Origin of the sequence: Microcoleus sp. AT9b-C3, from assembly GCF_036705485.1 — a bacterium.
In the GTDB taxonomy this organism is placed as follows: Bacteria; Cyanobacteriota; Cyanobacteriia; order Cyanobacteriales; family Microcoleaceae; genus Microcoleus.
In genome coordinates this window covers 65,378-90,755 of sequence record NZ_JAUBUR010000024.1, presented here as the reverse complement: position 1 = coordinate 90,755, position 25,378 = coordinate 65,378, and the positions used below count along the sequence as shown (strand labels likewise).

Annotated in this window: 23 protein-coding genes and 1 tRNA gene; 11 read left to right on the top strand and 13 right to left on the bottom strand. The window is 44.0% G+C overall.

Going from position 1 to position 25,378, the window contains the following annotated elements; translation table 11 throughout:
• Nucleotides 1-244 precede the first annotated feature (244 nt).
• From QUB77_RS20790 to ndhL, 6 genes are all read right to left on the bottom strand, one after another.
• Nucleotides 245-2,644, bottom strand: a complete 2,400-nt coding sequence (locus QUB77_RS20790; RefSeq protein WP_333180354.1) for an ATP-binding protein — start codon at nucleotides 2,642-2,644, stop codon at nucleotides 245-247.
• Between the two features lie 252 nt (nucleotides 2,645-2,896).
• Nucleotides 2,897-3,106, bottom strand: coding sequence for a hypothetical protein (locus QUB77_RS20785; protein WP_333180335.1), 210 nt, complete (start codon nucleotides 3,104-3,106; stop codon nucleotides 2,897-2,899).
• A gap of 828 nt (nucleotides 3,107-3,934) precedes the next feature.
• Nucleotides 3,935-4,579, bottom strand: a complete 645-nt coding sequence (locus QUB77_RS20780) for a DUF6658 family protein (RefSeq protein ID WP_333180338.1) — start codon at nucleotides 4,577-4,579, stop codon at nucleotides 3,935-3,937.
• 495 nt (nucleotides 4,580-5,074) lie between these two features.
• Entirely contained in the window at nucleotides 5,075-5,872 is a 798-nt protein-coding gene (gene trpA / locus QUB77_RS20775) for a tryptophan synthase subunit alpha (RefSeq protein WP_333180341.1), read from the bottom strand.
• Nucleotides 5,873-6,175: 303 nt separating this feature from the next.
• Complete coding sequence (locus QUB77_RS20770) at nucleotides 6,176-6,481, bottom strand: DUF3007 family protein (protein ID WP_333180343.1); 306 nt, start codon at nucleotides 6,479-6,481, stop codon at nucleotides 6,176-6,178.
• The gene (ndhL, locus tag QUB77_RS20765) at nucleotides 6,482-6,697 is read right to left on the bottom strand and encodes an NAD(P)H-quinone oxidoreductase subunit L (protein WP_015179358.1); all 216 of its coding nucleotides are present in this window, start codon (nucleotides 6,695-6,697) and stop codon (nucleotides 6,482-6,484) included.
• 197 nt (nucleotides 6,698-6,894) lie between these two features.
• Between ndhL and QUB77_RS20760 the strand changes: the two genes are divergently transcribed.
• Nucleotides 6,895-6,979 (top strand) — tRNA-Leu (locus QUB77_RS20760).
• Nucleotides 6,980-7,215: 236 nt separating this feature from the next.
• On the opposite strand, the gene QUB77_RS20755 is transcribed toward QUB77_RS20760, so the two are convergent.
• A complete protein-coding gene (locus QUB77_RS20755) occupies nucleotides 7,216-8,991 on the bottom strand; it encodes an ATP-binding protein (protein ID WP_333180345.1) in 1,776 nt (591 codons plus the stop codon).
• A gap of 197 nt (nucleotides 8,992-9,188) precedes the next feature.
• The gene (locus QUB77_RS20750; RefSeq protein ID WP_333180347.1) at nucleotides 9,189-9,374 is read right to left on the bottom strand and encodes a hypothetical protein; all 186 of its coding nucleotides are present in this window, start codon (nucleotides 9,372-9,374) and stop codon (nucleotides 9,189-9,191) included.
• Between the two features lie 96 nt (nucleotides 9,375-9,470).
• On the opposite strand from QUB77_RS20750, the gene QUB77_RS20745 reads away from it, so the two are divergent.
• The 7 genes from QUB77_RS20745 to ureC all read left to right on the top strand — a co-directional run bounded on the left by QUB77_RS20745 (nucleotide 9,471) and on the right by ureC (nucleotide 16,847).
• Nucleotides 9,471-10,394, top strand: a complete 924-nt coding sequence (locus tag QUB77_RS20745) for a radical SAM protein (RefSeq protein WP_333180350.1) — start codon at nucleotides 9,471-9,473, stop codon at nucleotides 10,392-10,394.
• Entirely contained in the window at nucleotides 10,387-11,703 is a 1,317-nt protein-coding gene (locus QUB77_RS20740; RefSeq protein ID WP_333296071.1) for a photosystem II assembly protein, read from the top strand. The genes QUB77_RS20745 and QUB77_RS20740 overlap by 8 nt, the downstream gene beginning before the upstream one ends.
• 59 nt (nucleotides 11,704-11,762) lie before the next feature.
• Nucleotides 11,763-12,635 (top strand): urease accessory protein UreD, encoded by an 873-nt coding sequence (locus QUB77_RS20735; protein ID WP_333179539.1) that lies wholly within the window; start codon nucleotides 11,763-11,765, stop codon nucleotides 12,633-12,635.
• A gap of 162 nt (nucleotides 12,636-12,797) precedes the next feature.
• Entirely contained in the window at nucleotides 12,798-13,100 is a 303-nt protein-coding gene (ureA, locus tag QUB77_RS20730) for an urease subunit gamma (protein WP_006635319.1), read from the top strand.
• A gap of 33 nt (nucleotides 13,101-13,133) precedes the next feature.
• Nucleotides 13,134-13,451: an urease subunit beta gene (locus QUB77_RS20725; RefSeq protein WP_333179541.1), complete on the top strand. Its 318-nt coding sequence runs from the start codon at nucleotides 13,134-13,136 to the stop codon at nucleotides 13,449-13,451.
• A gap of 332 nt (nucleotides 13,452-13,783) precedes the next feature.
• Nucleotides 13,784-14,935 carry a glycosyltransferase family 61 protein gene (locus tag QUB77_RS20720; RefSeq protein ID WP_333179544.1) on the top strand — a complete coding sequence of 384 codons (1,152 nt, stop codon included), beginning with the start codon at nucleotides 13,784-13,786 and terminating at the stop codon, nucleotides 14,933-14,935.
• 154 nt (nucleotides 14,936-15,089) lie between these two features.
• Entirely contained in the window at nucleotides 15,090-16,847 is a 1,758-nt protein-coding gene (gene ureC / locus QUB77_RS20715) for an urease subunit alpha (protein WP_333179546.1), read from the top strand.
• Between the two features lie 352 nt (nucleotides 16,848-17,199).
• Here the strand turns inward: ureC and QUB77_RS20710 are convergent, their stop codons facing one another.
• Nucleotides 17,200-18,303, bottom strand: coding sequence for a site-2 protease family protein (locus tag QUB77_RS20710; RefSeq protein ID WP_333179548.1), 1,104 nt, complete (start codon nucleotides 18,301-18,303; stop codon nucleotides 17,200-17,202).
• A 585-nt stretch (nucleotides 18,304-18,888) separates the two neighbouring features.
• On the opposite strand from QUB77_RS20710, the gene QUB77_RS20705 reads away from it, so the two are divergent.
• Nucleotides 18,889-19,986 carry a DUF3616 domain-containing protein gene (locus tag QUB77_RS20705; RefSeq protein WP_333179550.1) on the top strand — a complete coding sequence of 366 codons (1,098 nt, stop codon included), beginning with the start codon at nucleotides 18,889-18,891 and terminating at the stop codon, nucleotides 19,984-19,986.
• Nucleotides 19,987-20,126: 140 nt separating this feature from the next.
• Here the strand turns inward: QUB77_RS20705 and QUB77_RS20700 are convergent, their stop codons facing one another.
• Nucleotides 20,127-21,764 carry an AAA family ATPase gene (locus QUB77_RS20700; RefSeq protein ID WP_333179553.1) on the bottom strand — a complete coding sequence of 546 codons (1,638 nt, stop codon included), beginning with the start codon at nucleotides 21,762-21,764 and terminating at the stop codon, nucleotides 20,127-20,129.
• 188 nt (nucleotides 21,765-21,952) lie between these two features.
• Nucleotides 21,953-22,237 carry a DUF2470 domain-containing protein gene (locus tag QUB77_RS20695; RefSeq protein WP_333179554.1) on the bottom strand — a complete coding sequence of 95 codons (285 nt, stop codon included), beginning with the start codon at nucleotides 22,235-22,237 and terminating at the stop codon, nucleotides 21,953-21,955.
• 144 nt (nucleotides 22,238-22,381) lie between these two features.
• Between QUB77_RS20695 and QUB77_RS20690 the strand changes: the two genes are divergently transcribed.
• Nucleotides 22,382-22,690: a type II toxin-antitoxin system HigB family toxin gene (locus QUB77_RS20690; protein ID WP_333179556.1), complete on the top strand. Its 309-nt coding sequence runs from the start codon at nucleotides 22,382-22,384 to the stop codon at nucleotides 22,688-22,690.
• A 37-nt stretch (nucleotides 22,691-22,727) separates the two neighbouring features.
• Nucleotides 22,728-23,144, top strand: coding sequence for a transcriptional regulator (locus QUB77_RS20685; RefSeq protein WP_333179559.1), 417 nt, complete (start codon nucleotides 22,728-22,730; stop codon nucleotides 23,142-23,144).
• 95 nt (nucleotides 23,145-23,239) lie between these two features.
• Here QUB77_RS20685 and QUB77_RS20680 read toward each other — a convergent pair whose 3' ends face one another.
• Together QUB77_RS20680 and QUB77_RS20675 are read right to left on the bottom strand one after the other, a co-directional pair.
• On the bottom strand, nucleotides 23,240-24,604 hold the full coding sequence (locus tag QUB77_RS20680) for a WD40 repeat domain-containing protein (RefSeq protein WP_333179562.1): 1,365 nt from the start codon (nucleotides 24,602-24,604) through the stop codon (nucleotides 23,240-23,242).
• A gap of 102 nt (nucleotides 24,605-24,706) precedes the next feature.
• Nucleotides 24,707-25,285: a ferric reductase-like transmembrane domain-containing protein gene (locus QUB77_RS20675; RefSeq protein WP_333179564.1), complete on the bottom strand. Its 579-nt coding sequence runs from the start codon at nucleotides 25,283-25,285 to the stop codon at nucleotides 24,707-24,709.
• Nucleotides 25,286-25,378 lie beyond the last annotated feature (93 nt).

The following is a 25,378-nucleotide window of genomic DNA, read 5'->3' as shown; positions in this document are numbered from 1 at the left end:
TTTTTTGTATAATAGACACCTTGCAACTAAAAATGGGTGACGCACTCAATTATAGGGGGTCTAAAATACAGCATATTCCAGGTTCATTAAGTACAGTAGCAATAGCTTGTAAACCAGACTGCTTGATCAAAAAAATGATGCTATTTTAAAAAAGTTATGCCAAGGCTTTCAAAAAAAGACCCGAATCAAAGTCAGTATATCTTATTACGCGATCGCCCAAAACACCTTGAATTTTAATTCAAATTTATCCCTTCACAGGCAAAACGATCGCAAACTCTGTGCCAATTCCTGGCTCCCCATTCACCTCGATGCTTCCGCCATGTTTTTCTACCGCAATCTGGTGGACAATTGCCAACCCCAATCCTGTTCCTTTGCCGACACCTTTTGTCGTGAACAAATGGTCGAATATCTGCTGTTTAACTTCCTCTTTGATGCCAGTGCCGTTATCAGCAATGTTAATTTTAATGTACCCTTCGCCGACTATATCCGTGCAAATCGTGATGCGGTTGGGATTAGCGGTAATTTCGCTAAAACTGCGTCCTATATTTGACTCTTCTAAGGCATCGATCGCATTGGCAAGGATATTCATGAAAACTTGATTCAATTGACCGGGAAAACATTCGATTTTAGGGAGATTGCCGTATTTAGTTATCACTTCGATCTGCGGGCGGTGTTCGTTTGCTTTGAGGCGGTGTTTCAAAATTAAAATAGCGCTATCAATGCCTTCGTGAATATTAAAAGGAACTTTGTAGTCTTTGTCGCCTCGGGAGAAGGTACGCAAACTGTTGCTGATGCTGCAAATGCGTTCGCACCCGAGTTGCATTGAATCAATCATCTTCGGTAAATCTTCCAAAAGATAATCGAGGTCTATCTCTTCGGCGTGGTCTGCTATTTCCGATTGCGATGCAGCGGAGCGATACAATTCTAAGTGTTCGATAACATCTTCCAAACTTCTTTTACCTTCGCTTAAATTCCCAGAAATAAACCCAATCGGATTGTTAATTTCGTGTGCGACTCCGGCGACTAAATTACCCAATGCCGACATTTTCTCATTTTGCACGATTTGCAGTTGTGCTTGTTGTAAATTTTTTAAAGTTCGTTCGAGCTGTTGATTTTGCTCTAGCAAAAGTTCGGCGGCTCGCTTGCGCTCAGTGGCATCAACACCCAAACCAATAATCCCGATTGTCTCGCCCTGGGAATTTTTTAACTGCACTTTCGTGATTTCTAAATTGTGTAGTTTGCCGTCAACAAATCTGAGAATTTCGCTGGAGTAATGCGGCAAATCTTGAGCAAGGCAGGCGGCATCGGAAACCAGACAGCCCGCTGCATTCTCCCCCAGTATATCTTTATAATGATCGACAGCTAGGAAATCGCTCAGAGGCACACCCACATCTTGAGAAAATGTCTTGTTCAAAAACTGTACTTTACCACTGGGATTCACCATCCAAATCCAAATCGGAGCGACATCAAGAATCGCTTGGAGCATTTTCTTCTGATCGGCAAGCTGAGCTTCGGTTCGGCTAATTTTTACTAGCGATCGCTCTAATTGTTGGTTGTAATCCTGATATTTTTTATATAGCAGAGCATTTTGCAAACAGATGGCGGCCTGGGAACACAGGAGATTGAGAAGTTGCAGGCGATCGCGGGTAAAAACTCTTGCGGTTAAGCGATTTTCCAGATACAAAATGCCGACTAAGTTGCCTCGATCGATAATCGGCCAACACAACAGGCTCTGCGGTTGGTATTTGAGGATGTAGGAGTCGGAATCCCAATCACTTTGTTGAGCGAGATCCCGAACAATCACAGGTTTCAATAAATTTTTAACGCAGTCAACAATTTGGAGGGGCAAGATATCGCTGTTTTCATCGAGTGTTGCGGATGATAAGTCGATCGCCCACTCGACTCCCGAATTGTCGAGCGTGCTGGTAGCCGCGATTTCCCATTGATTGCCGTTTGGCAAAATCAGAGTTCCTTTGTTAGCTCCTGTATTTTTCATCGCCAGTTGCATCAGTTTGGCAATCAGTCGATCGAGTTCTCTTTCACTCGATAGCGCTTGACAAGCTTTTAGCAGTGTTGAAAAATTCCCAAAATCTGAGAGGCTCGCTGAAACAGACGGATGAATGGATGGATGAAGCGATTGATTTTGCCCAGCAGGTGTTGTAAAATTTGCTAAGGAATCGGCAGGGAGTTTGGCGGGTTCTAAAATCGCTTTTAATAATTGAGGATAACGTTTTTCTAAGTCGTCTATTTTGGCTCTATCTCCCCAGCGGACATAGCAATCATACGCATCTATCATGTATAGTCTGGCAATTTTTTCCCTTCCTAATGACAGGTAAAACTTAGCAGCGAGTTCGCAGGCAAGAGCTTCTTCATTGACATATTCGTTAGCTTTAGCTCCGGTAATAGCTCGATCGTACAGTTCCATTGCTTCTGCTGTCTGTCCCAAAACGCCCAGCAATTCTGCCTCAACCAGATCGAACTTGTGTTGGTAATTGATCGGCGTATGGTGCGCGAATTCTTTGAGTTTTTTCTGACTAGCCCCAACGCGCTTAAGGATTTGTTGGCGCTCCGCCGGTGCGGCATCTGCATAGATTGCCAAATCTGCCAGCGCATCATAAAAGTCGTGCATCATCGTTACTAGCATCAAAACACAATTCCCAAGATAAGGTTTGCCTCCATTTCCCCTGTCGATTGGCGGCGGATTACGGCTCGAATATATCCCGAATCCTTGGCCTCTTTTTGTGAAAATTTATCCACATCCATCTGGCAGGTGACAGTCAAGATTAATTGAAAGATTGGAAGGTTTAATGTATTTGTAAATAATCGGTCGGGACTCGAGTTCGTCGAGAATGTCTGTTCGCTTGAGGACTCTTTCTACCGATCCAATTAACGGTCGCTAATGCAACTTTTTGGGATTTTGGCAGCACCGCGTCCCGGAAATCCTCCGCCACAACGACGTAGGTTTGAGAATTTTAACGGCGGTTTGTCGGTCTTTCTCGCGCACGAACCGATCGATAGCCGATCGAGAATCTGTGTACAATTGCGCGATCGGGCGATATCCCGGCATTACCGCAGTCAAATCTACCACATCTACTGTTGCGTCCATATCGGCTGACCTCAACTCCGACATTAGCTTGACAAAACTTAGTGTATCTATCTTAGGGCATAAATCACCTAATTTTTGATCGCCTGATCGAAAATTCCAATTGTTTGTTAATGAACAACATTTTATACTTTGGCGATCGCGATTAAAGCTTTTTACTTACGTATAAGTTTCTCCTGTTAATCTCAAATGCGATTCAATGAACGCGAAATACCGTATAAACACCGCAGTATCCTGTCTTGAAAAATACAATGGTTCAGTTGACAGTTGACCGCTTGACAGTTGACCGCAAGAGGGCGACCTCTACCTGGAAGTCCGAGGATTGGAGTAATGAATAGTCTTCTTTTAATTTCTCCCTACAAGGGTTCCGGCTTTAAACCATTTTTTTTTGGTAATTAATGGAATTTAATATAGCTCGATCGCCCAAATTTCCGCAAAGCCGGTCAACAAGTTACTACCTTAAAAAGTCCAAATACAATCTATAGAAATTATAAAGAATCCGTCGTGAAAGCAGTAGTATCCCACTCCCCCCTAGAAAAGGACAGGGCATTGAGATTGTGGTGAAACCCCCCTGCACTCTACTTCCGACCTAATAGCCCTCCCAGGGGTAATGCTTCAATCTAAAATCTAAAATCTAAAATCTAAAATCGATTGACTTTACCTAAATTCCGACAGGGGTTAAAACCCCTGTCGGAATCTAGCTTCCCGAGAAGGAAACAGCGTTATTTGAGATTAGTCGATCGCGTCTGCCGCTGTTTCTGCCACTCGTTGAATTATGTCAAAATCTCGATTCACTTTCTAGCGAACCTTTTCCCAAGTATCTTCAGCGTTCTATCTTGCGTCTCGCGCTGCATCATTGATATTTTCTTGGCCGCCGCTGGTACCATATCTCAGAGACTCTGTACCCTCTGCTGCTCTTTCTTTGGCTCCCGCAGTGGCTTCTTTAACAATATCTTTTGCTCCCTTCAAGCCTTCGCGAGTGTTTTCTTTAAGATTAGCAAAGCCTTGTTTGGTTTTGTCGCCAAAGTCATCAGCTTTGCGCTGGGCTGTGCGAGCATCGTCCTTCACCTTGTCCCCAATTTGGCCGAGTTTGTCAGGCGCGTCATCCGCTACCCGCCGTACATTTTCGCCTACATTGTTGCTAGATTTCGTGTCAATGCGGTGCTGCGCTTGCTCTTTGAGAAGCTGAGCTTTTGCTTCTTCTGCTGTAAGCTTTTTGTTTCTGGGATCGACCTCGCTGTAGTCGTTCATGCCGCCTTTGAATTCGGACGTTACAGCCCCTGAAGGCACTTCTTCTCTAACTTGGTCGGCAGTTTTTCCTATCCTCGCATCAGCTTTTCCTGCCATCACATCAGTTTTTCCTGCGATATTAGCGCCGCTGCAGGCTGTACTCACTAATACTAAAATGCCCGCCAGAAAGACTGTTAAAATTTGTACAGCTCGAATTTTTTTCAGAAAAGCAGTTAGTCTGTTCATAAAAATGCTCCTTACTATTGTGCTATTGTGAGATGATCAAATGCCTTGTGGCTTTGTAGATGTCTAGCCTTACCCAATTAGGCACTTAAACACTTTTTTAAGTATACGAATAGAAACCGTAGCTTTTCATCTATCCCAAGTTACATTCCTCAAGTTATAGTAGAAGGAAGAACGAAGAAGGAAGACGGAAGACGGAAGAACGAAGAAGGAAGAAGGACAAAGAAATGGATAATCTTCGATATTCTAGAAAATATTCAAAGTCGGCACACCCGGCGCCGGACAAGGCAAAGTCGTTTCCCTACATAGCTGTTTGGTTATCCATGCGCGGACTATCTTGAAATGTTTTGCATTTTCGGCTCAAAAAAAACCTTCTAGTCAGGAACTAGAAGGAACATGGTGTATGATCTCAAGTACAACAAGGTCTTTAATCGCAATTGTGGCGGCACATCCCGATCGCACACATCTGTCTAATGGCTGAAAGTATCTGTACAGTTGCTAAGGATTTTGAATCGCTGTTTTTAGACTTTTGCAGAATTCCCCGATCGCCTCTAAACCCTGTTCAGGAGTTCCTTGGGCCAAGCGTTTGACAAAAGCACTGCCAACAATCGCAGCATCTGCGCCCCATTCTTTCACTTGGCGAGCGTGTTCGGGTTGCGATATACCAAACCCGACGCCGATGGGTTTGTCGGTGACGGCGCGAAGTTCTTGCAGCAATTCTTTTGCTCTCGTTTCTAAGCCTTCGCGCACTCCCGTAACCCCCGTCACACTGACTAAGTAAATAAATCCTTGAGACTGACGAGCGATCGCTTCTATGCGACTTTTGGGACTTGTCGGAGCAACTAATAATGTTAGTTCAATCCCTAATTTGTTGGCAGGTTGGATGAGACTATCTGCTTCTTCTAAGGGCAAGTCTGGTACAACCAATCCCTGAACTCCAGCACTTTTGATTTGCTGCAAGAAAGTTTCTATACCTCGGTACAAAATCGGGTTGTAGTATGTGAAGAGAATGATGGGCGATCGCAAATTCGGACTAACTTTCGCTACCATTTCCAGCACCGAATCTAACCGCGTCCCCCGCTGTAGCGCCCTTGTAGCAGCGGCTTGAATCACCGGTCCGTCAGCTAGCGGGTCAGAATAGGGAACGCCAAGCTCGATCGCATCTGCACCGTTATCATCCAAAATTTGCAATGCTTTAGCAGTTGTCTCCAAGTCTGGGTCGCCAGCAGTAATAAAAGGAATCAATGCACATTGCTTGTTCTTGCGTAACGTTTCAAAACAATTAGAAATAGTCATTAGTTATTAGTCATCAGTCATTGGTTATCAGTCATCATACATAGGATTTCCCCTCGATCGGTCGCAATGAAATTTGTTTGTAGTGAGGAATTCCTTCCTCATAAACTCCCTCGGACTGAAGTCCTCACTACAAACCTATCGCGCTTATTTTAGGGAACGTGATATCAGTCATCAGTCATTAGTTAGCCGTCAATATTACTATTCATGAGTTGTTATTCCCAGTCATTAGTTCAGAGTTTTTTGCTAATAACTAATCACTAATAGCTCACTAATAACTAATAACTGAGAACTAAGGACTATTGACTAATTATCTTTTTCCTGTTCAATTTCGGCTTGAAGTTTGGCTAATTCTTCGGGAGTGAGTTCATCCAGTTGCTTCTGCAAGACAGCTTCTTTGTAGTCTTGCAATTGCTGGCTGTAGGTCATATTTTGAGTCAGTGCTCGAAATAAATAAGTCACCAGCCAGCCAACCAAGCCGGCAACCAAAAACAACTGGCTCCAAATCCCTGCATTCATGCTGTCAAGTCCGGCAAATTGCAGTAGCAAGTAGACCAACCCACCTGCTACAAAAAAGCCGATACTGATTCCAATTACGTCAATACGTCGCATTTAGGCTTCTATCTGCCGCCGTTTGGGCCGAAAATTCAAAAATGGAGCTAGGAGGAACATACCTGGGAAGAAGAAGAACATCAAGAAGTACATGAAGCCACGCTCAAAAGAGGTAGCGACGTACCAGCGGCTGTTCAGGTAAGCGTAGGTGGCTGCGGGTACTACCAGGAGGTAGGTTCCGGCCAAGACGGCGTAAAGCAGTAAGGTAATATACATAGATTTGCTTTAGGGGAATAATAACAGGGTAAGTCGGGTGACACGCTCCGTTAGCTGGTTAACTATTGTACCGCTTGGGGAGATCCAGCGCGAGTTTTGGGAATTTTTTGATTAGGGGTTGCGTAAATTGGGGTTTTGGCTGTAGAATAAAAGGCTGTTGCTCTTAGTGGCTCAAAACCACAGCAGCTTGACCAAAGGGGGGCGTGGCGGAATGGTAGACGCTACGGACTTAAAATCCGTTGACCCGAAACGGTCGTGTGGGTTCAAGTCCCTCCGCCCCCATCCATTTCAATCATTTGTGATTCAACGGTTTCAGATTTCTTGTCACCAAGAGTTCTGTTTGTCGCTGAATTTTCGCGCTAATGGTTTTTTACTATGTCCAAAAGCGCCTCTATATCTGACAAGTTCGCCCCGGACTTTTTGCGTCGGGTATTCAACTGGTTGAGCAAGTCGGCTGGTTTGGGAAATTGGGCGACGGTGGGAACCGATTTTTTATTTTCATCCCGCCCCGCGTGATATTACGCAGCAACTGGCAAAGTAATCACAAATTCCGTACCCTGTCCTATTTGAGAATTTACCTCAATTTTGCCGTGATGCTTGGCAAGGATTTGATAGGAAATAGCCAATCCCAATCCAGTGCCTTTGCCGATCGACTTTGTAGTAAAAAATGGGTCAAATATCTGTTGGGTACTGGCGGAGGCAATTCCGGGCCCGTTATCCCGAATCTTGACGGTGACAGTATTGGCGGCCGTAACTTCCGTGCTTACCCAAATCGTTGGCGAATAGCCTTTGTCTTCCTTTTTCACCTCCTCCAGCGCATCTATTGCATTGCTAATAATATTCATAAATACTTGATTCAGTTGCGCCGGATAGCACTCAAGCGCAGGCAACTTGCCGTATTGTTTAATAACTTGAATACCTTGTTTGAGTCGGTGATTGAGAATGACGAGGGTGCTATCTATTCCTTCGTGAATGTCGGCTGATTTCATTTTTCCGTCGTCCGATCGCGAAAAATTCCGCATGGATACAACAATTTCGCGAATGCGATCGGCTCCCATTTTCATCGAAGAGAGGGTTTTTGGTAAATCTTCTCTGAGAAATTCGAGTTCAATGTCTTCGATGCGCTCTAGAATGGCATCTGGTGGGTTGGGATAATATTCTTGATAGAGAGTTACCAAACCTGCCAAATCTTCGATGTATTGGTTGGCATAGTCAATGTTGCCGCCGATGAAGTTGACGGGATTGTTGATTTCGTGGGCTATCCCTGCAACCATTTGACCGAGAGATGACATTTTTTCGGTCTGAATTAATTGGGATTGAGTTTGTTTTAGTTCTTGTGTATACTCGCTAACTCGCTGAATCAATTGATTGAAAGACGCCGCTAAAACTCCGATTTCGTCGTCTGTTGTGACTGGTACTTGCAGGTTAAAATTCGATTCGCGAGTGACTTGCTGAGCAAAATTAGTAACGGTTTCGAGGGGTTGGGCGATCGCGCGGCTGGTTTTGTCCGCCAGTAACACGGCGATGAGTGCTGAAATTAGCATACTCCCGATAATAATTCGGTTTCGCAAACTTCCAGCTTCTTCTAATGCTTGGGTTCCTTGCTGTTTGTGAATTTCTACTGTAGATATTAGGTCAGTTAAACTTTGAGCCAGGTTATCTAGTACGATCGCTTCTTGGCCGCTGCTAGTCCTCAACATTTGTAGCTGTGCCGACTCGATGCTGTTGGGAGGCAAATTCCAAACTTCCGCTTCTTTTAACTGCAATTTAATTAGCTGACCGTAGTAATCAATGACGAGGGCAGATTTCTTCAAGAGAGCCTGCAATGCTGCCTCTTCTGTTGCTAGTCGAGCGGTATTTTTTCGTGCAAAAGATTCAATTTCTGAAATCAGGATTTTCGCCTGATTGATTTGCCCGACAAAGCGCTCGTGTTCGTATTTCAGCGCCACTTCGTTTCCCACAACGGCTGGCAATCTCGCCGCGTGCGATCGGGCTTTAAATACGGTATTTTGCAAATTTTGCAGCAGTTGCTGCTGCTGCCCAGCAACATTCACCTGAACTAAAGCTTGCTTGCGAAAGTAGTCTCCCAATCTCAGTCCCGCACCACTTCCCAAAATCGCTATGCCGATAGCTACAGCATAGCCATAGCTAATTTTTTGACCGATCCGCAAATAGTTGAATCGTCCTTTTAGCCAAGTTAAATTAATGCTTGAATGTTGTAACAAAGTTTTTTTTGCCGAGTGTTCTTGCTCTACTTTGCTATCTTGGGGCTGAGTGTGGGTAAATAATAACATTGAAAGCTCCTCCCAAAACAATCAGGAGTAATTGAGCGAATAAATGCAGAAGGCACTTATGCTGAACGCAGAAAGCTGTTTTGAGTGTTTAGTTTTGAATTTTGAAATATTTAGCTCAAAACTCACTCCTCAATACTCAACGCTTTCCCTAGTATCTCTGTTTTTAGACTAGAGCGTTTGTGATCTATATCAACAATTTATGTGATTAGACGCAAATTTACAAAACTTATGATAACTTTTGCTAAAATATCGTCGCTGTCAGTAAATCGGTAAGCTTGCATTACTTCGCGATCGAGCTTAGCATGGAGTTTATAAAGTTGACTTGTTGGCTCTTCAAAAAATTTATTGTAAAGTTGAGTAATTCCCCACTGCTTTGCGGACATTTGTTGATTGCGGTACAGTGAAGTAGTAAGCTCGAAGCGCGATCGCCTTTCTCATTTTTAAACATTTTCCATTTTAATACTGTAGCAGGTGCAATTATGGTAAAGTCTCCGTATGAGGGATATTCCGTCGGCAAAAAACACACTTTCGCACTCCGGGAAAACTTCGGAAGTGCCAAAGTGTATGCACAAAATGCACAGTCAGTGCTTAACAAAGCTACTGGATTTATCAGTGCTTACGATTTCACGCTGAATCCTTATCGCGGCTGTCAGTACGGATGCAGCTATTGTTATGCTGCTGCTTTTAGCCCTAACTCACAGATGCGGGAGGATTGGGGCAATTGGGTAATAATTAAGCAAAATTCAGCGGAAATTCTTAAGAAAGAGTTGGAACGTTGGCACAAGAAAAACCCCGATCGCGCACCGACAATTTACATGAGTAGTGTCACAGATCCGTATCAGCCAATTGAATCTAAAGAACAACTAACTAGGCACTTGCTAGAAGTGATGGTTCTCTATCAGCCGACGCTGGTTATCCAAACTCGCAGTCCTATGATAACTAGAGATGTCGATATTTTACAGCAATTTCAGCGATTGCGAATTAATATGAGCATTCCCACGGGTAGCGAAAAAGTGAGGAAAGATTTTGAACCCAAATCGCCAAGTATTCCTGCGAGACTCAAAGCTATTGCCAAACTGAGATACAGTTTTCCTTACCGAGAAAATTGCGATGTCAGATTTTCGATAACTGTGACACCGCTACTCCCTACCTTACCGGAAGATGAAGCTGATTTTATTAACAAGCTGGAAGTTGCCGATCGGGTGGTGATTCAGGATTTTCATGCCAGCAACGCGCGATCGCTAATTGCGTCTACTCGCGAGGAAGCATTAGTTCTTAAACACAAGTACGCTTGGTGGTACAATAGCGAACAACAGAGTTATCGCAAGTTTAAAAATAAATTAATTGCGATGCTTCCGGGAGTTGAGATTATGGAAGGTAAAGAGGGATTTGGCTATGAGTAATCCGCTAGTAAATTGGTGGCGTTCCCATAACTTTAACGAAGCCGTGAAGAGTCAAAATAATCGAGTTGCCAAACAACTTTTAAAAGAAATAGAAAATTCCGGGGCAAAACTCTCATGGCAGCAGAAACTATTTAAAGAGCGCCTACAGCTTGAGAAGTTATTGCAGAAAAAAAATGACCGCATCAAAGAAGCCGATCGCCATTTAGAAGAATTAGAAAGGCAACTAAGCTTCGGGCAACTTGACGATTCGCTGGGGCGGATTGATGAATTAACCTTGTTTCCCGACACAAAGTTCATTGAACATATTTCAAAATCTTTCAAATTGAGAGACTGCGATGAAAGTATGATTCAATGCACTGGCATTGATGAGAAGATATTTAATAATTTTGAACAACATTTGGCAGGTTTTATCAAGAATGAGCTGAATAAGTTGAACCGGGAAAAAAACAATGTTGATGATTTACTTAAACAAGCTGTTGACGATATACAGAAACTGAAAGAAGGACAAGATCCTCAATACAGTTTTGAGCTAAGTCCTCACATCTATTTAATGAGATATTTTCTAGATAATGTCTATTGTACATATCTAGCTTGGTTCCTGATTTACAAGGCTGGATTATTACCAACTAAAGTTAATATCCTCGATATTGCGGCTGGGCCGGGTACTGTTGCTTACGGACTCGGTTTGTTGCTGCAAAGCAGTAGCGACTTTTTTTCAATGCCACCAATGCACATATCCTACTACTCTCTCGAACAGCAAAAAGCCTTTCAATATCGCGGGCTCCAGTTTTGGCGGCAGTACATGGAACCCCAGGCAATGAATGCTTACTTTCGTTTTGACACTTCTAGTATCTTTGACAGGGAAAATCAATCTAAAAGACTGCCGAAAAAATTTTTTGATTTTATAGTGATTTCTCACTGTTTTTTTAACGATGAGGAGAGAAGAGAAAAATCCCTTCAAATTTACAAGGATATATTTACAAGCAGCCTGAATGATTATGGTTACGCTTTGCTAATTATTCAAGAAAAGAAGCTGCTGATACCATACAATGTTCGTCGAGTTGATGATTGCCAACACGAGCTAAGTGTAGTAAGACAATTTATTGATGAACTGGGCTTAAACTTGGTTTGGTATAAATATTTAAATTCAATCGGTAGCAGGACATCCCCTCCTAACTTTGGAAAGTTTGCTAGAGAAAATTTACCTGTAAAGGAATTTATTAGTCCACTTTTCCGCCAGCACTTTAAGTTACCTTATGACATTCATTATGGAGTCGATGACTATGTGATATTAGCAAAAAAACGATAAATATACATCTAATAAATTTTGAAAAAAGTGTAAATTTTAACATTTAATTCTACAAGCCTGTGATTGAAAATTCGACTGAACCTACAAATAAAAATCAAAATGGATGGCACGGCTGCCTGAATTTAGTCTATGCCAACCGCAGTGGTGCAACTCAAATTATTCACAATCAAATGCAAGCGCCGCTGAAGGTGCAGCGCCCGTTTTATCCTGAAGGGAAAGAGATTTGCCACAGCGTCATCTTGCACACGGCTGGTGGAGTTGTCGGGGGCGATCGACTTTCCAGCCATTTTCACCTCCAACCCAACGCCAAAGCCTTGATTACCAGCGCCGCCGCTAGTAAAATCTATCGTAGCAGCGGACTAGAATCACAACAAAATATCGACATCAAACTAGAAGCCGGTGCTAATTTAGAATGGCTGCCACAGGAAACAATAGTTTTTGATGGCGCAATATATCGCCAAAATTTGCGGGTAGAATTAGCACCAACAGCGAGGATTTTACTGTGGGAAATTACCAGATTTGGACGCAGTGCTAGAGGCGAAAAGTTCTTGTCTGGAGAATGGATATCGCACACCGAAATTTGGCAACAAAACAGCCCTTTATGGATTGACAGACAATTGCTCAAAGGTGGAGAAAAAATGCTCGAAAGTCCTCACGGTCTCGGAGGAAAACCCGTAGTCGCCACCCTCGCTTGGGTAGGCGAACCCGTAACCACAGAGTTCGTGGAAAAAGTGCGAGATTTGCCATCGGAGGCAACAATTTATCCTGGTAATTCCACCGTCGGCGTGACTCGTATTCCTAACGGTTTGCTGTGCCGATATCGCGGTACATCCACCACCGCAGCGAGAGACTGGTTTGTCAGCATTTGGCACTTGCTGCGCTTATCTTTTTCACAACGCCCTTGCTGTTTGCCCAGAGTTTGGATAAAATAGGATGATCTTTGAGTTTCAATGTATAGTTGCCCTCCTAACTAGATTATTCATCTCTCTCTTCTCTTCCTCGGCGCCCTCTGCGCCCTTTGCGGTTTAATCATTCAGAAACAACCGTAAACGATATCATAACCAAATAATGCGATCGCACTTACAAGAATAAAAATGCAACTCACCCCCCAAGAAAAAGACAAGCTGCTGATTTTCACCGCCGCCCTGGTAGCAGAGCGCCGGAAACAAAGAGGTTTAAAATTAAATTATCCAGAAGCACTCGCCTACATTTCTGCAGCGATTTTAGAAGGAGCCAGAGATGGCCTCACCGTCGCCGATTTAATGAGTTACGGGACAACTCTCCTGACGCGGGAAGATGTGATGGAAGGGATAGCAGAAATGGTGCATGAAGTCCAGGTTGAGGCGACTTTCCCCGACGGAACTAAGTTGGTAACAGTGCACGATCCTATCCGTTAAAAAATTAACCACAGAGACTCATAGGAGGAAAAGATGATTCCAGGAGAAATGATTGTTTCAGCAGGCGAAATAGAATTAAATGCAGGTCGCCCAACGGTGCGGTTGCTGGTAGGAAATAAAGGCGATCGACCCATACAAGTTGGCTCCCACTATCACTTTTACGAAGCTAACGAAGCCTTAGAATTTAATCGAGAACAAGCAAAAGGAATGCGGTTGGATATCCCCGCAGGTACAGCAGTCAGGTTTGAACCGGGAGATGAAAGGGAAGTTCAATTAGTACCTTTTGTAGGTTGTCGTGAAGTCTACGGCTTTAATGGAAAAGTGGACGGTCATCTGGATGCTGAAGTATGAAGCCAGATGACCGTTCACGATTGTTGAGTTTTGAATTTGAAACTTTTTAACTTCAAAGTTCTGCCAGCTTCCAAAAAGAATGCAACTGTAGGAAATATCCACACTATGATAGTAATAAGTCATCCGCAATCCCCCATCTAACATGGTATCACTTCCAGCCCTATGCCTGGAGAGTGACAAAGCCATCTCACAACTTTTTCTCTGCCTTCTTTCTAAGTGCCTTCTGGCTATCTTTTGTTAGTTCAATCTCCAACTTTTGAGCGAGTTAAAATTTGCAGTTGGCGGTATACCGTGGTTGTTAAAACTGCCAAGATATACAGCAAAAGTGCGTGATGAACCCAAAATTAGTTGACCAGATCAAACAGACACTGAAGCAGAGCTTGCTGGCAACATCAAGGCGTGTCTGGAGAACCCCGTTAGACCGGCGCACCAGCATCAAATTGTTAGATGACAGCATCGTTTACAAAAAGCAGCACCAACCTATTAATATACCCGCATTAACCTCGGTTAAAAAAGTGCCTTCTCGGTTTTTTGCCACGGAAAAACCCGTGTCTTTTGACCCAGATTATGTGTGGAAGATTACCCTCAATCAAAAAATAAATTCTCTAAGTATTTGTACGTCTGGCAACACGCTGCTGAATAACAAGTTACTTTTAGACTTGGATTTTCGGATTAGCGGTGCGGGCATTCTGGAATGGCCTTACAAACCTCACCAAATTACCTATCCGCTGGTAGTTGCTCCTTGGTCGCATTTGTGGTGCAGTTATTACGATTATGTCATTTTTGTGCTGGCTAAACTTTGTCGAATTGAGGAGGCTTTAGGTAAGGAAATTTGGCAAGAAGCTAAAATTTGCTATCCTTTAAGGCATACAGATTTTGAGTTGGGATTTATGACCAAACTCGGTATTCCTGAAAGTTCACTAATCGACACTCGGGCTAGAGATACGGGATATCATGCAGAAAGTGTGGTGGTGGGAAACAATCAAGACTGGTATTTTCCCAGTCCTTACGATATAGAGCTTTTGCGGAGAAAATTCTGTCTTAAGGAAAAGGTAAAGCCTTATAGAAAACTTTATCTGTCTAGAAGCGGCCGGCGCAAGGTTAAAAATGAAGTACAAGTGCGAGAGGTTTTGAAAGAATTTGATTTTGAAATTTTGGAAGATATCTCGCGCACTGTTGATGAACAAATTCGTCTGTTTGCAGAAGCGGCGGTGGTTGTCGGCCCTCACGGGGCTGGTTTTACAAATTTGCTGTGGTGTCAGCCGGGAACGAAAGTATTGGAATTCTTTTATGGAGGGTACACTCCGCCATATTTCTATTACATTTGCCAGCTATTGGGATTAGAATACTCCCGTATGGTTGAGGACAACAATGTAGCGGAAGATTGGAGTTTCATTGGTATGGATATGACGGTGGATGTGGAGATTTTGAAAAGGCAAATTCCTAAAATGCTGGAGGAAAGTTGCCCCTTGATAGCATTTTAGATTTTCGATTTGCAAAAATTGATGCCTATCGGGGTTTTAAAGCTTGCCTAATGTTGTATTTTTTTGACTGTTGCAGATTGAGGAACTCGTCACATACTATAATTCAAGTGGGTCTCAACTGCTAACTAAAAATTTATTAATATTAGGAGCGAGAATGAGTTACAGAATGGATCGCCGCGCTTACGCGGAAACCTTCGGGCCGACTGTGGGCGATCGCGTCCGGTTAGCCGATACAGAATTATTCATAGAAGTTGAAAAAGACTTCACAACCTACGGCGATGAAGTTAAGTTTGGCGGCGGCAAAGTGATTCGCGATGGCATGGGACAATCGCCGATTTCTAATGCAGACGGAGCTGTTGACACGGTAATTACTAATGCTTTAATATTAGACTGGTGGGGAATTGTTAAAGCAGATGTCGGTATTAAAGACGGCAAAATTTACAAAATTGGTAAAGGCGGAAATCCTTATATTCAAGATAGGGTAGATATTATTATCGGGCCTGGTACTGAAGTAATTGCGGGTGAAGGAATGATTCTCACCGCCGGGGGAATTGACAGTCACATTCACTTTATTTGCCCGCAACAAATAGAAGTGGCGATCGCCTCTGGAATCACGACAATGATCGGCGGTGGCACTGGTCCCGCAACGGGTACAAACGCCACAACTTGCACTCCGGGGCCTTGGCATATGTACAGAATGCTGCAAGCTGCTGACGGTTTCCCCGTAAATCTAGGATTTTTAGGTAAAGGAAATAGCAGTCAACCTCAAGGATTAGTCGAACAAATCTTTGCCGGTGCAATGGGTTTGAAACTCCACGAAGATTGGGGAACTACACCAGCAACGATCGACACTTGTTTGAATGTAGCTGACGAGTACGACGTGCAAGTTGCAATTCACACGGATACTCTCAATGAAGCGGGATTTGTGGAAGCTACAATTGCGGCTTTTAAGAATCGAGCTATTCATACTTACCACACCGAAGGTGCTGGCGGCGGACACGCACCGGATATTATTAAAGTGTGCGGACAAGCTAATGTTTTGCCCTCGTCAACTAACCCGACTCGCCCTTACACTGTCAATACTTTAGAAGAACATTTAGATATGTTGATGGTTTGCCACCATTTGGATCGAGGCATTCCTGAAGATGTGGCTTTTGCTGAATCGAGAATTAGAAGGGAAACTATTGCTGCTGAGGATATTTTGCACGATTTAGGTGCGTTTAGCATGATTTCTTCTGATTCTCAGGCGATGGGAAGAGTGGGAGAGGTGATTATTCGGACTTGGCAAACGGCACACAAAATGAAGGTTCAAAGGGGAATTTTGAACGGGCAAGATGCCCGTTCCACAGGTGATTTAGACGGGCAAGATGCCCGTTCCACAGCGGAAGAAAATGACAATTTCCGGGTGAAGCGGTACATTGCAAAATATACGATTAATCCGGCGATTACTCACGGAATTAGTCAGTATGTCGGTTCGGTGGAAGAGGGGAAATTGGCGGACTTGTGTTTGTGGCGGCCGGCTTTTTTTGGGGTGAAACCGGAACTGGTAATTAAAGGAGGGGCGATCGCCTACGGGCAGATGGGAGATGCTAACGCCAGCATTCCTACGCCGCAACCGGTGCATATGAGGCCGATGTTTGGCAGTTTTGGCGGGGCGATTGGGGCGACTTGTCTGACGTTTGTAAGTCAGGTGGCGCGCGATCGAGATATTGCCGCACAGCTAGGTTTGCAAAAGCCCACTGTAGCAGTTTCCGGGACGCGACAAATTAGTAAAAGAGATATGAAACTCAACGATTATTTGCCACAAATGGAAGTCGATCCAGAAACTTATGAAGTCAGGGCGGATGGGGAATTGTTAACTTGCGAACCGGCAACAGTTTTGCCAATGGCGCAGCGATACTTTTTGTTTTAACTGATATCTTGCACCATTTTCAGCAACAGGCTGTCCGGCCTGTTCCACAAAATATAAATTTTCTTGTGGAACAGGCCGGGCAGCCTGTTCATAAAAGGCTAATTGACAATGGTGCAATATTTCATTTTTCACCAATATACAATCATGTAGGGGCGGGTAAACCTGCCAATATCTGCCAATAATTGACAATCTCAAAAACCCGCCCGGCCGGGATATTATGGTCAATCGCTCGGACATAATATAATTGAGTGTTTGACTTGACTTTTTTGAAGCTAGAGTTAACCCCCCCGATCGCCCTTTTGGTAAGGGAAATCGAGGGGGTTAACTGTTATTTGTCAAGTATGTGAGGGTATCAAGCAGGGTTTGCTTCGGTTCGTCTTTGTAGTAGGCGGGCAATTTCAGCTTTTTCTACAAGTCCGACGAGGACACCATTTTCGCGAATGACGGGGAGTTCTTGTACTTTAAGTTGTTCCAGAAGGGTGACGACTTCGAGGAGGGATAATTCTGGTTTGACGGTTGTGGAAAATTCGATCGGCTTCAGGAGTTCTTTCACTAAAACTTGGGGCCAGGTGCCGGTAGGAATGGTTTTGAGGTCGTCTAGGTCGATCGCCCCTACCAATTGTCCGGCATCATCTGTTGCCAGGAACCTGCGCCAGGTTTGAGTGCTACCGATCACGTAGTTGTTGGCAAATTCTCTGAGGGACAAGTCTTGGGAGACGATCGGACTTTCGGGGGTCACAGCATCTGCGGCTGTCAGGCCTGCTAGTTTATTTTGGACTGTGGCATATTGTGCAGATTGACCGGCATTTTGCAGCAAGAACCAACCGATTACTAGATTCCAAATATTGCCGAATACGCCTGTAGCAATGGCAATCCAACCAATTATTTGACCGACGCGGCTAGCAAAAATTACACCTTTGTAAGGGTTGCCAGTAATTTTCCAGACGATCGCTTTGAGGATGTTGCCGCCGTCGAGGGGCAAACCGGGAATTAAGTTAAATAAGGCTAGAACTAAGTTGATGGAAGCTAAAAGTCCGACGATGGCCGCTGCGGGGCCTGTGAGTCCAGCACCGATGCCTATTGCTGTTAACAAACCGGATAACAATAAGCTGACCAACGGGCCGGCAATAGCTACCCAAAATGCTTCGGCTGGGGTTTTGGATTCTCTTTCTAAATTAGCCAGTCCGCCAAACAGAAATAGCGAAATCGATTTCACGCCAATCCCCTGTTTGATGGCTACCCAACTGTGTCCTAATTCGTGGGCTAAGACCGAAGCAAATAACAGTAACGCTGTCAATAATCCCAGCATCCAGGGCGCTACGGGGCCCAATGTGGGAAACAGGGCAGCTAATGCACCGCCGTACTGCCAGGTTACTAAACCCAGAACTAAAAACCAAGATGCGTTGACAAAGAAGGGAATCCCAAACAGGTTGCCGACGCGAAATGTACCGTTCATAATGGCTACCTCTGATTTTACGAATGAGAGGTTTTTCTCTCTGTCTCCTTATCGTAACGAAACGTAACGGCGATGTTAATGCTTCAATTAGGGTGTTATCCGTCTGTCGAGGTTCGGTTTGCGGAATAATCACCGCCGACTGCGGTTTGGGCCACCAGGGGTAAAAAATCCTTATCTCAAAGCGGAAGTCCTCGATATCTGGCATGAGGAGGATCTCTTTTTTAATTTTATGTTTTAATTTTCAATGGGTTTTAAGTGAAATGTTGCACGATTCTCAATTAGCTGTAGGGGCGGGTTCGCGAGTAGCCTTAAAGGTTGCAGACAGGTCAAATAAACCCGGCCTCCCCCATCGAAAATCCCTTTATTGACATTGGTGCAAGATCTCAGTTTTAACTCACATCTTGCACCTCTGTTGTGGAACAGGCAAGATGCCTGTTCCACAAAAATTAAATTTTATTGTGGGGAGTAGGGGGTGGGCACGCGAACCCGCCCATAAAAGCCTGATTGAGCATGGTGCAACCTATGAGTTTCAAGCAGATTTAGCTATAATGACTTACCCTAAGAATAGTTTAGGTGCTAATAATTATGCCAGAATCTTTTTTGCTCGGTCGGCTGCTGCTGCAATTCAACAGCGAAGCGGCTGATATTATTACAGACTTATCCGCTGTTGCTTTAACTCCCGACGGCAATTTGTGGCTGGGTTCAGATGAAACGACTTCGATCGAGCGTTTGTCGCCTGTGGGGCCTCATCTTTTTGGAGAACATCAAAGATTTGCGATCGCAGATTTTATCGATTTACCTGGAAAATCCGAAATCGATATCGAAGGAATGGATTTCAGCAGCCATTATCTTTGGCTGGTGGGTTCTCACAGCACAAAACGCAAAAAAACTAAAGGCAAAGACGCCGACAAAGACATTGAAAGATTAGCAGAAATTGAGACAGAGATCAACCGCTATTTGCTGGCGCGCATTCCTATGAAAGACGGGGTTTTGTGCGAGTCAATTCCCCATCCAGACAATCCCGAAAGCGAACAGAAAATTGGATGCCTTCAGCGGACAGAAACGGGCAATTTGCTGACAGACGCCCTCAAAGATGACAGCCACCTCGGTCTATATTTCTCTGTGCCTGTTCCGAGTAAAGAAAATGGCTTTGATATTGAAGGGTTGGCGGTGCGGGGCGATCGCATTTTGCTCGGTTTGCGGGGGCCGGTGCTGCGAGGCTGGGCGATAATTTTAGAAATAGAAGTTGAAGAGGCGCAAGCGGGAGTTTTAAGGCTTAAGGAAATTGGCAAAGGAGGGAAATTGTACAACAAACATTTTGTTGATTTGAACGGTTTGGGCGTGCGAGAATTGTGCTGGAACGGGGAAGATTTGATAATTTTAGCCGGGCCGACGATGACTTTATCTGGGGCGACGAGGGTTTTTCGGTTGAAGGAAATTTTAGGGCGATCCTCTTCGAGGGCTTCGCTAACGGGCGACAGTATTACTGGACAAGATGGGGGAGATTTGGAGGTATTGTTTGACTTGCCTTTTAAGGTTGGTACGGACAATGCTGAGGGGTTGAGCCTGTTTCCTTATTTGGGGGGGCAGAATTCGCTGTTAGTGGTTTACGATTCGCCGGATGCGGGGAGAATGGTTGAGGAAAATGCTATTCTTGCTGATGTTTTTAGGTTGGGTTTGTAGTAGTAGGGTGCGTCAGAAGGGGAGATATTTGGGAGGATTAATCAGCCCTGAAATGACGCACCATGCGATTAGGAATGTGCGTCAGATGGAATTTTTACGAGAATTAATTAGACATTAACTGACGCACCCTAGAAATTAAGTTAATTGTCGATCGCATCCCTCCGCCGCTGGCTGTAGCGTTTCAATTCATCAATTAAGTGAGTATCGTTAGAAGCTGTTCTCGCGCCCGCTTCCGCCGCCCAGCGCTTCAAATCTTCAATTTGCGATCGCGCGATCGCAGCTAAAGGTACTGTATCCTCGATCGACCTCAAAATATCCTCGGTCATCAAATCCCGGCGCTGTCCGTTGACAAAAGTGCCAAAGGCTCGATACAATCCATCAATTACAACTTGCTCAATTTCTGCACCGCTAAAATTCTCAGCGCGTTTGGCCAAAACCGCCAAATCAAACTCGCGCAATCTAGTGGGCCGCAAACGCTGCAAATGCACTTTAAAAATATCTTGCCGTTCCGATTCTGAGGGCAAATTTAAAAAGAAAATTTCATCAAACCTGCCTTTTCTGAGCAACTCTGCCGGCAAAATCCTGACGTTATTTGCAGTTGCGACGATAAACACCGGACTGGTTTTTTCCTGCATCCAAGTAATCAAACTGCCGAATACCCGGCGCGAAGTTCCCGAATCGCCGTCGCTGCCGCTGATAATGTTGCCGAAGGCTTTATCTATTTCATCGATCCACAACACGCAAGGTGCGATCGCCTCTGCTAATTGTATCATTTGCCTGACGCGACTTTCGCTTTCCCCGACCACACCGCCAAACAATCTCCCAGTATCCAAGCGTAGCAGCGGCAAACGCCATTCGCAAGCAATAGTTTTCGCAGATAAAGATTTGCCCGTTCCTTGAATTCCTACTAACAAAACGCCTTTCGGATTGGGTATGCCGTAGCGACGCGCTTCGTCAGTAAAAGCATCTTGCCGCATCTTTACCCACTGTTTCAAATTCTCCAATCCGCCCACACTTTTTAGGGATTCTCTGGAGTTAAAAAACTCCAAAATTCCCGTTTGGCGAATTGCTTGCTGTTTTTCCTCCAAAACTCCGTCAATATCTGACTCGTTAATTTGCTGTTTAGCCGCCAAAGCTTTAGCTAAAACCCGCCCGATTCTAGCGCGACTCAAACCCTGACAAGCTTTAACTAACTGTTCTCTTGCTAAACCGCTAACTTGCAACTGTTGCGGCTTTTCCACAACGTGGGAAATTAAACTGTCGATTTCTTGCACGTTGGGCAAAGGAAAATCAATTACTGTTACTTCTTCTTTCAATTCCTCCGGCAATTCCAGCGTGTGAGAAGTAAGAACTATAGTTTTTTTGCTGCGCTTCAATTCTCGCGTTAAATTCCGCAATTCTCGCACTACCGCCGCGCTTTTTTCGCTGTAGGGATATTTCAAAATTGGGTGCAAATCCCGCAGGACAAATATGGTATATTCTTCAACAGCAGTTTTGCTGATGCGATCGAGCGCCGCCATTACCGAACCTTTCCCAGAACCGTTATCCTCCCAGCCACGCACAAGATCCCAGAACAACACCCGGCGCGCGGGAGTTACTTGCAGCGCTACTTGGTCAATTACAGCCTCGACCGGTTCCTCCTCCGCGCCGACAATGTACAGCAGCGAATAGCGGGCGCGAATCATCAAATCTAGTCGCTTTACCAGTGCCTCGAAATGGTTATTTTTACTGCCATTGACGACATCTAATTCTTTGGGGCTTGGGTAATTTTCTGTCATTTTAGTGGATTTTTTAGAGTAAAATTAAACTGTATTAAATATTTTTTTTGGAGTAGGGACTTTAGTCTTTGAAAAAAATTAACCTAACTAAAGGTTTTCACTAAGAACTTGAGTCCTTAACAACTATTGAACCAGACTAAAGTCCGTACTGCAAACGTTAAAATTATAACAGAATAGTACGCAATTGACTACTTAGCAACTTTTCGAGCTTGTTTCACCATTTCAATGAGAGTGTGGTGAGCATCTTCGGCGTCTTTTAAAGTGCGATCGAAATTTACTCTAACAGGCACTGTTTCGTCGTTGACTTTAGCGGTTAAATCCATGCCGTTGGCATCAATAGCGAGCATTTGAGCTTCTGTTGCCTGCGGTTGGTCGCCAAATGCTTGAGCGTACAGCACTACAGCACTAGCGTGGTCTTCGTTCATGTGAGTGCAGATGCGATCGCTAATCTCAGTGGAAAACTGTTCTGACATGGGGAGATTCCTCAGATGCAATATCGATCGATTGTACTGCAAATCGGAGTTGACAAAAGACTTCGCAATTTGCTAAGATGAAATGCAAATGATTCTAGCGAGAGTCCAATCGATGCGTAAATTAGTTTTTTTTCGAGGAACTATATGCACGTTATCTCTCAATCAGCACTCAGGAAATTCTGGGAAAAGTATCCTGATGCCGAAACAAGTCTGCGCTCTTGGTACAAACTAGCAACAACAGCCGAGTGGTCAAATTTAGCTGAAGTGAAAGCAGTTTTTTCCTCAGCCGATAGAGTTGGAAACTTTACTGTCTTTAACATCAGAGGTAATAACTACAGACTGATTACCTTCATAGATTATGAATATCGACCTAAAAAAGTTTTTATTCGAGCTGTACTTACCCATGAAGAATATGATGAAGAGCGATGGAAAAAAGACCCGTGGTATCAATAATAGATAATGTTCTACTTTCTTAATATTGCATAGTCACATGAAAAACTCTAGCGCTTATATCGAACTACTCCAAGCATTTCCCCCGCGCCCCATAACTGATGAGGAGGAGTTAATGGCAACTCAAGAAGCGATCGACTCTTTGTTGGATAAAGGCGAACTGACTCCCGACGAACGCGACTACCTCCACGTACTGGGAATGCTTGTTTACGAGTACGAGCAAACTTTAGAACCCATACCTGACATTTACGGAGTAGAACTGTTAAAGGCTTTAATAGAAGAATTGAATCTCCGACAAAAAGACCTAGTTCCTATTTTTAAAACCGAGTCTATTGTCTCAGATATCCTACATGAAAAGCGCAAACTTACCACCGAACACATACAAAAACTTGCAGAGTTTTTTAGCGTCTCCCCTGCTGTTTTCTTTCCCCTGCATCCAGTTAAAACAACTGCTTAAAATTCAAGCGAGCGTTTTGGCCGGCCTGGTTTTAATAAAACTTTGGGTGATGCTATGAAAAATTTCTGTTGCAGAGCTTTTCATAATTAATATTATTACCTCCACCCCTCCCACGGGCTAACCTCAAGCACTCCAGAGGGTTTTAACACTACCTTAAATTGACGAAGATGCTGGGGCTGACGAGCAACTTTACGAAAGGAAGAAAGAGAAACTTCTTGAATAAAATCACCCGCTGCTTGGTTCAGCGGCTGACAATCTATAATTGCCCCTTCTTCATTCACGGCAACCCGATAAACTAATGAAGTTTTGAAGGTGGGAGTCGAGCGCCAACTCTTGTCAATTTGGTCGTAAACTTTCCGGTTCAACGGGGCAATTTCACCGGGGGAGATAATTTCCGAAGGTGCTGCCTCTACCTCTGGCGCAGGAGAGTTAACCTGAGTCGCAATCGGGACAGATACAGGCCAAAGCTTAATAGTTTCATCTCCGCTGCCGCTGGCTAAGACAGTATCTTGAGAACTAAAAGCAACTGACCAAACTGGCTTAGAATGCTCGGCAAAATTTGTCATCAGTTCACCTGTTTTCAAGTTCCACAGCTTAATAGTTTTGTCGTAGCTGCCACTACCTAAAGCCTGTCCATCCGGGCTAAAAGCAACTGACAGCACCGGCGCGGAATGCCCTGTTAATGTGTGGAGAACTTTGCCATTTGTAAACTGCCACAGCTTAACAGTTTTATCCGCACTGCCACTCGCTAAAGTTTGGCCGTCTGGACTGAATGCAACTGATTTCACTGGCCCGGAATGCCCAGTTATGGTGTAATTGCCGCCATCATCAAGCCACCAAATCTTAATAGTTCCATTCTCGCTGCCGCTTGCTAAAATTTTACTGTCTGGGCTAAAAGCGACAGATTTAATCCAGTCTGTATCTGGAAGTGTACCCAGTAGTTTGCCATCGGGAAACTTCCACAATTTTACAGTTTTGTCGGTACTTCCAGAAGCGAGTAACCTTCCATCAGGACTGATACTTATGGCCTTGACATCATCCGCATGACCTTTCAAGGTATTGATGAGTATACCAGTTTTGAGATTCCACAATTTAATCCGGTTATCCCAACTCCCGCTAGCCAGAAGATTGCCATCAGGACTAATGGCGAGGGATTCAATTGCATCGGTATGTGCTTTTATGGTGTAAAGCAATTCGCCGGTTTGCAAGTTCCAGATTTTGATAATGCCACCATAACAGCCGCTAGCTAAAGTTTTGCCGTCTGGACTGAGTGCGATCGCATAAATCCACCCTGAATTATCTTTAAAACTGCTATAATATTTAGTGAAAAACCCCGATTTAAACTGCGATACAGTTGTTTCCAATTCCGCAAAATACCTATAGAAGCCGATGCCCGTCGCCGTTACAACTGCTGTTAATGTCAACGCTAAAGTTTTCCATTTAACGGCTTTTGATATCATTAACATGACCTTCCAAACTCAGTTTATGTAAAATCAACTTCCCGCTTCCTATTCCACAAAATTATCGCTGAGTTTTCGGCTATATTCTTACTTGGAGAAATGCTATCCAACACTTTTATTTAGCACTGTTACTTTGTCGGCGGTTGGGTGATGTTTTTGTGGTCTAGATTGGCGCTGAATCCAGGTGCGACAGAGGAATAAAACTATTATGGCGGTTATAGCTGCAATTCCAACAGGCGTTAAATATGTCCAGTGACCGGCCATTTTATCCCAGATGTGCCAGGTTACTAAAAACATAGCAAGGTAAGTGAGACTCTGCAATTTTTTCCAATTTTTCTTGAGCCTTTTCACACTCCAATCATTAGACGTGATAGCCAAAAGAGTAAAAATAATGAATGTTGCTACTCCCTGGAAGTAAACAAAATAAGTTTTGAGATCAAAGATATCAAAGTTTCTTTGTTTGAAAAATATGAATCCGTGAGCTACAGCTAAAAAGAAAGAGCTCAGACCAATGAAACGGCGATTTTTCAGCAGCCATTTGGGAAAGCCAGTTGTTTTTGTGAGAGGGAAAACAATTATCAAATTTGTGGGAAGCAGTGTGAGAATATAGGCGGTTAAGGCAGCGAATCCCAGGAGACTCGCCTGAGAAAATATATCTAAATTTATAGTTAAAAATTGCATAACTTACCCTCACTGCTAAGTAGCTAAACTCCAATTGAAGCTAGGCGAGCCTTTTGAAATTGCAATGTCCATTAAGTTTTAAGCTTATAACAC

Coding starts and splice junctions, on each gene's coding strand:
- QUB77_RS20790 (WP_333180354.1), bottom strand. CDS start 2,644: ATGCTAGTAACGATGATGCACGACTTTTATGATGCGCTGGCAGATTTG.
- QUB77_RS20785 (WP_333180335.1), bottom strand. CDS start 3,106: ATGGACGCAACAGTAGATGTGGTAGATTTGACTGCGGTAATGCCGGGA.
- QUB77_RS20780 (WP_333180338.1), bottom strand. CDS start 4,579: ATGAACAGACTAACTGCTTTTCTGAAAAAAATTCGAGCTGTACAAATT.
- trpA (WP_333180341.1), bottom strand. CDS start 5,872: ATGACTATTTCTAATTGTTTTGAAACGTTACGCAAGAACAAGCAATGT.
- QUB77_RS20770 (WP_333180343.1), bottom strand. CDS start 6,481: ATGCGACGTATTGACGTAATTGGAATCAGTATCGGCTTTTTTGTAGCA.
- ndhL (WP_015179358.1), bottom strand. CDS start 6,697: ATGTATATTACCTTACTGCTTTACGCCGTCTTGGCCGGAACCTACCTC.
- QUB77_RS20755 (WP_333180345.1), bottom strand. CDS start 8,991: ATGTTATTATTTACCCACACTCAGCCCCAAGATAGCAAAGTAGAGCAA.
- QUB77_RS20750 (WP_333180347.1), bottom strand. CDS start 9,374: ATGTCCGCAAAGCAGTGGGGAATTACTCAACTTTACAATAAATTTTTT.
- QUB77_RS20745 (WP_333180350.1), top strand. CDS start 9,471: ATGGTAAAGTCTCCGTATGAGGGATATTCCGTCGGCAAAAAACACACT.
- QUB77_RS20740 (WP_333296071.1), top strand. CDS start 10,387: ATGAGTAATCCGCTAGTAAATTGGTGGCGTTCCCATAACTTTAACGAA.
- ureA (WP_006635319.1), top strand. CDS start 12,798: ATGCAACTCACCCCCCAAGAAAAAGACAAGCTGCTGATTTTCACCGCC.
- QUB77_RS20725 (WP_333179541.1), top strand. CDS start 13,134: ATGATTCCAGGAGAAATGATTGTTTCAGCAGGCGAAATAGAATTAAAT.
- QUB77_RS20720 (WP_333179544.1), top strand. CDS start 13,784: ATGAACCCAAAATTAGTTGACCAGATCAAACAGACACTGAAGCAGAGC.
- ureC (WP_333179546.1), top strand. CDS start 15,090: ATGAGTTACAGAATGGATCGCCGCGCTTACGCGGAAACCTTCGGGCCG.
- QUB77_RS20710 (WP_333179548.1), bottom strand. CDS start 18,303: ATGAACGGTACATTTCGCGTCGGCAACCTGTTTGGGATTCCCTTCTTT.
- QUB77_RS20705 (WP_333179550.1), top strand. CDS start 18,889: ATGCCAGAATCTTTTTTGCTCGGTCGGCTGCTGCTGCAATTCAACAGC.
- QUB77_RS20700 (WP_333179553.1), bottom strand. CDS start 21,764: ATGACAGAAAATTACCCAAGCCCCAAAGAATTAGATGTCGTCAATGGC.
- QUB77_RS20695 (WP_333179554.1), bottom strand. CDS start 22,237: ATGTCAGAACAGTTTTCCACTGAGATTAGCGATCGCATCTGCACTCAC.
- QUB77_RS20690 (WP_333179556.1), top strand. CDS start 22,382: ATGCACGTTATCTCTCAATCAGCACTCAGGAAATTCTGGGAAAAGTAT.
- QUB77_RS20685 (WP_333179559.1), top strand. CDS start 22,728: ATGAAAAACTCTAGCGCTTATATCGAACTACTCCAAGCATTTCCCCCG.
- QUB77_RS20680 (WP_333179562.1), bottom strand. CDS start 24,604: ATGATATCAAAAGCCGTTAAATGGAAAACTTTAGCGTTGACATTAACA.
- QUB77_RS20675 (WP_333179564.1), bottom strand. CDS start 25,285: ATGCAATTTTTAACTATAAATTTAGATATATTTTCTCAGGCGAGTCTC.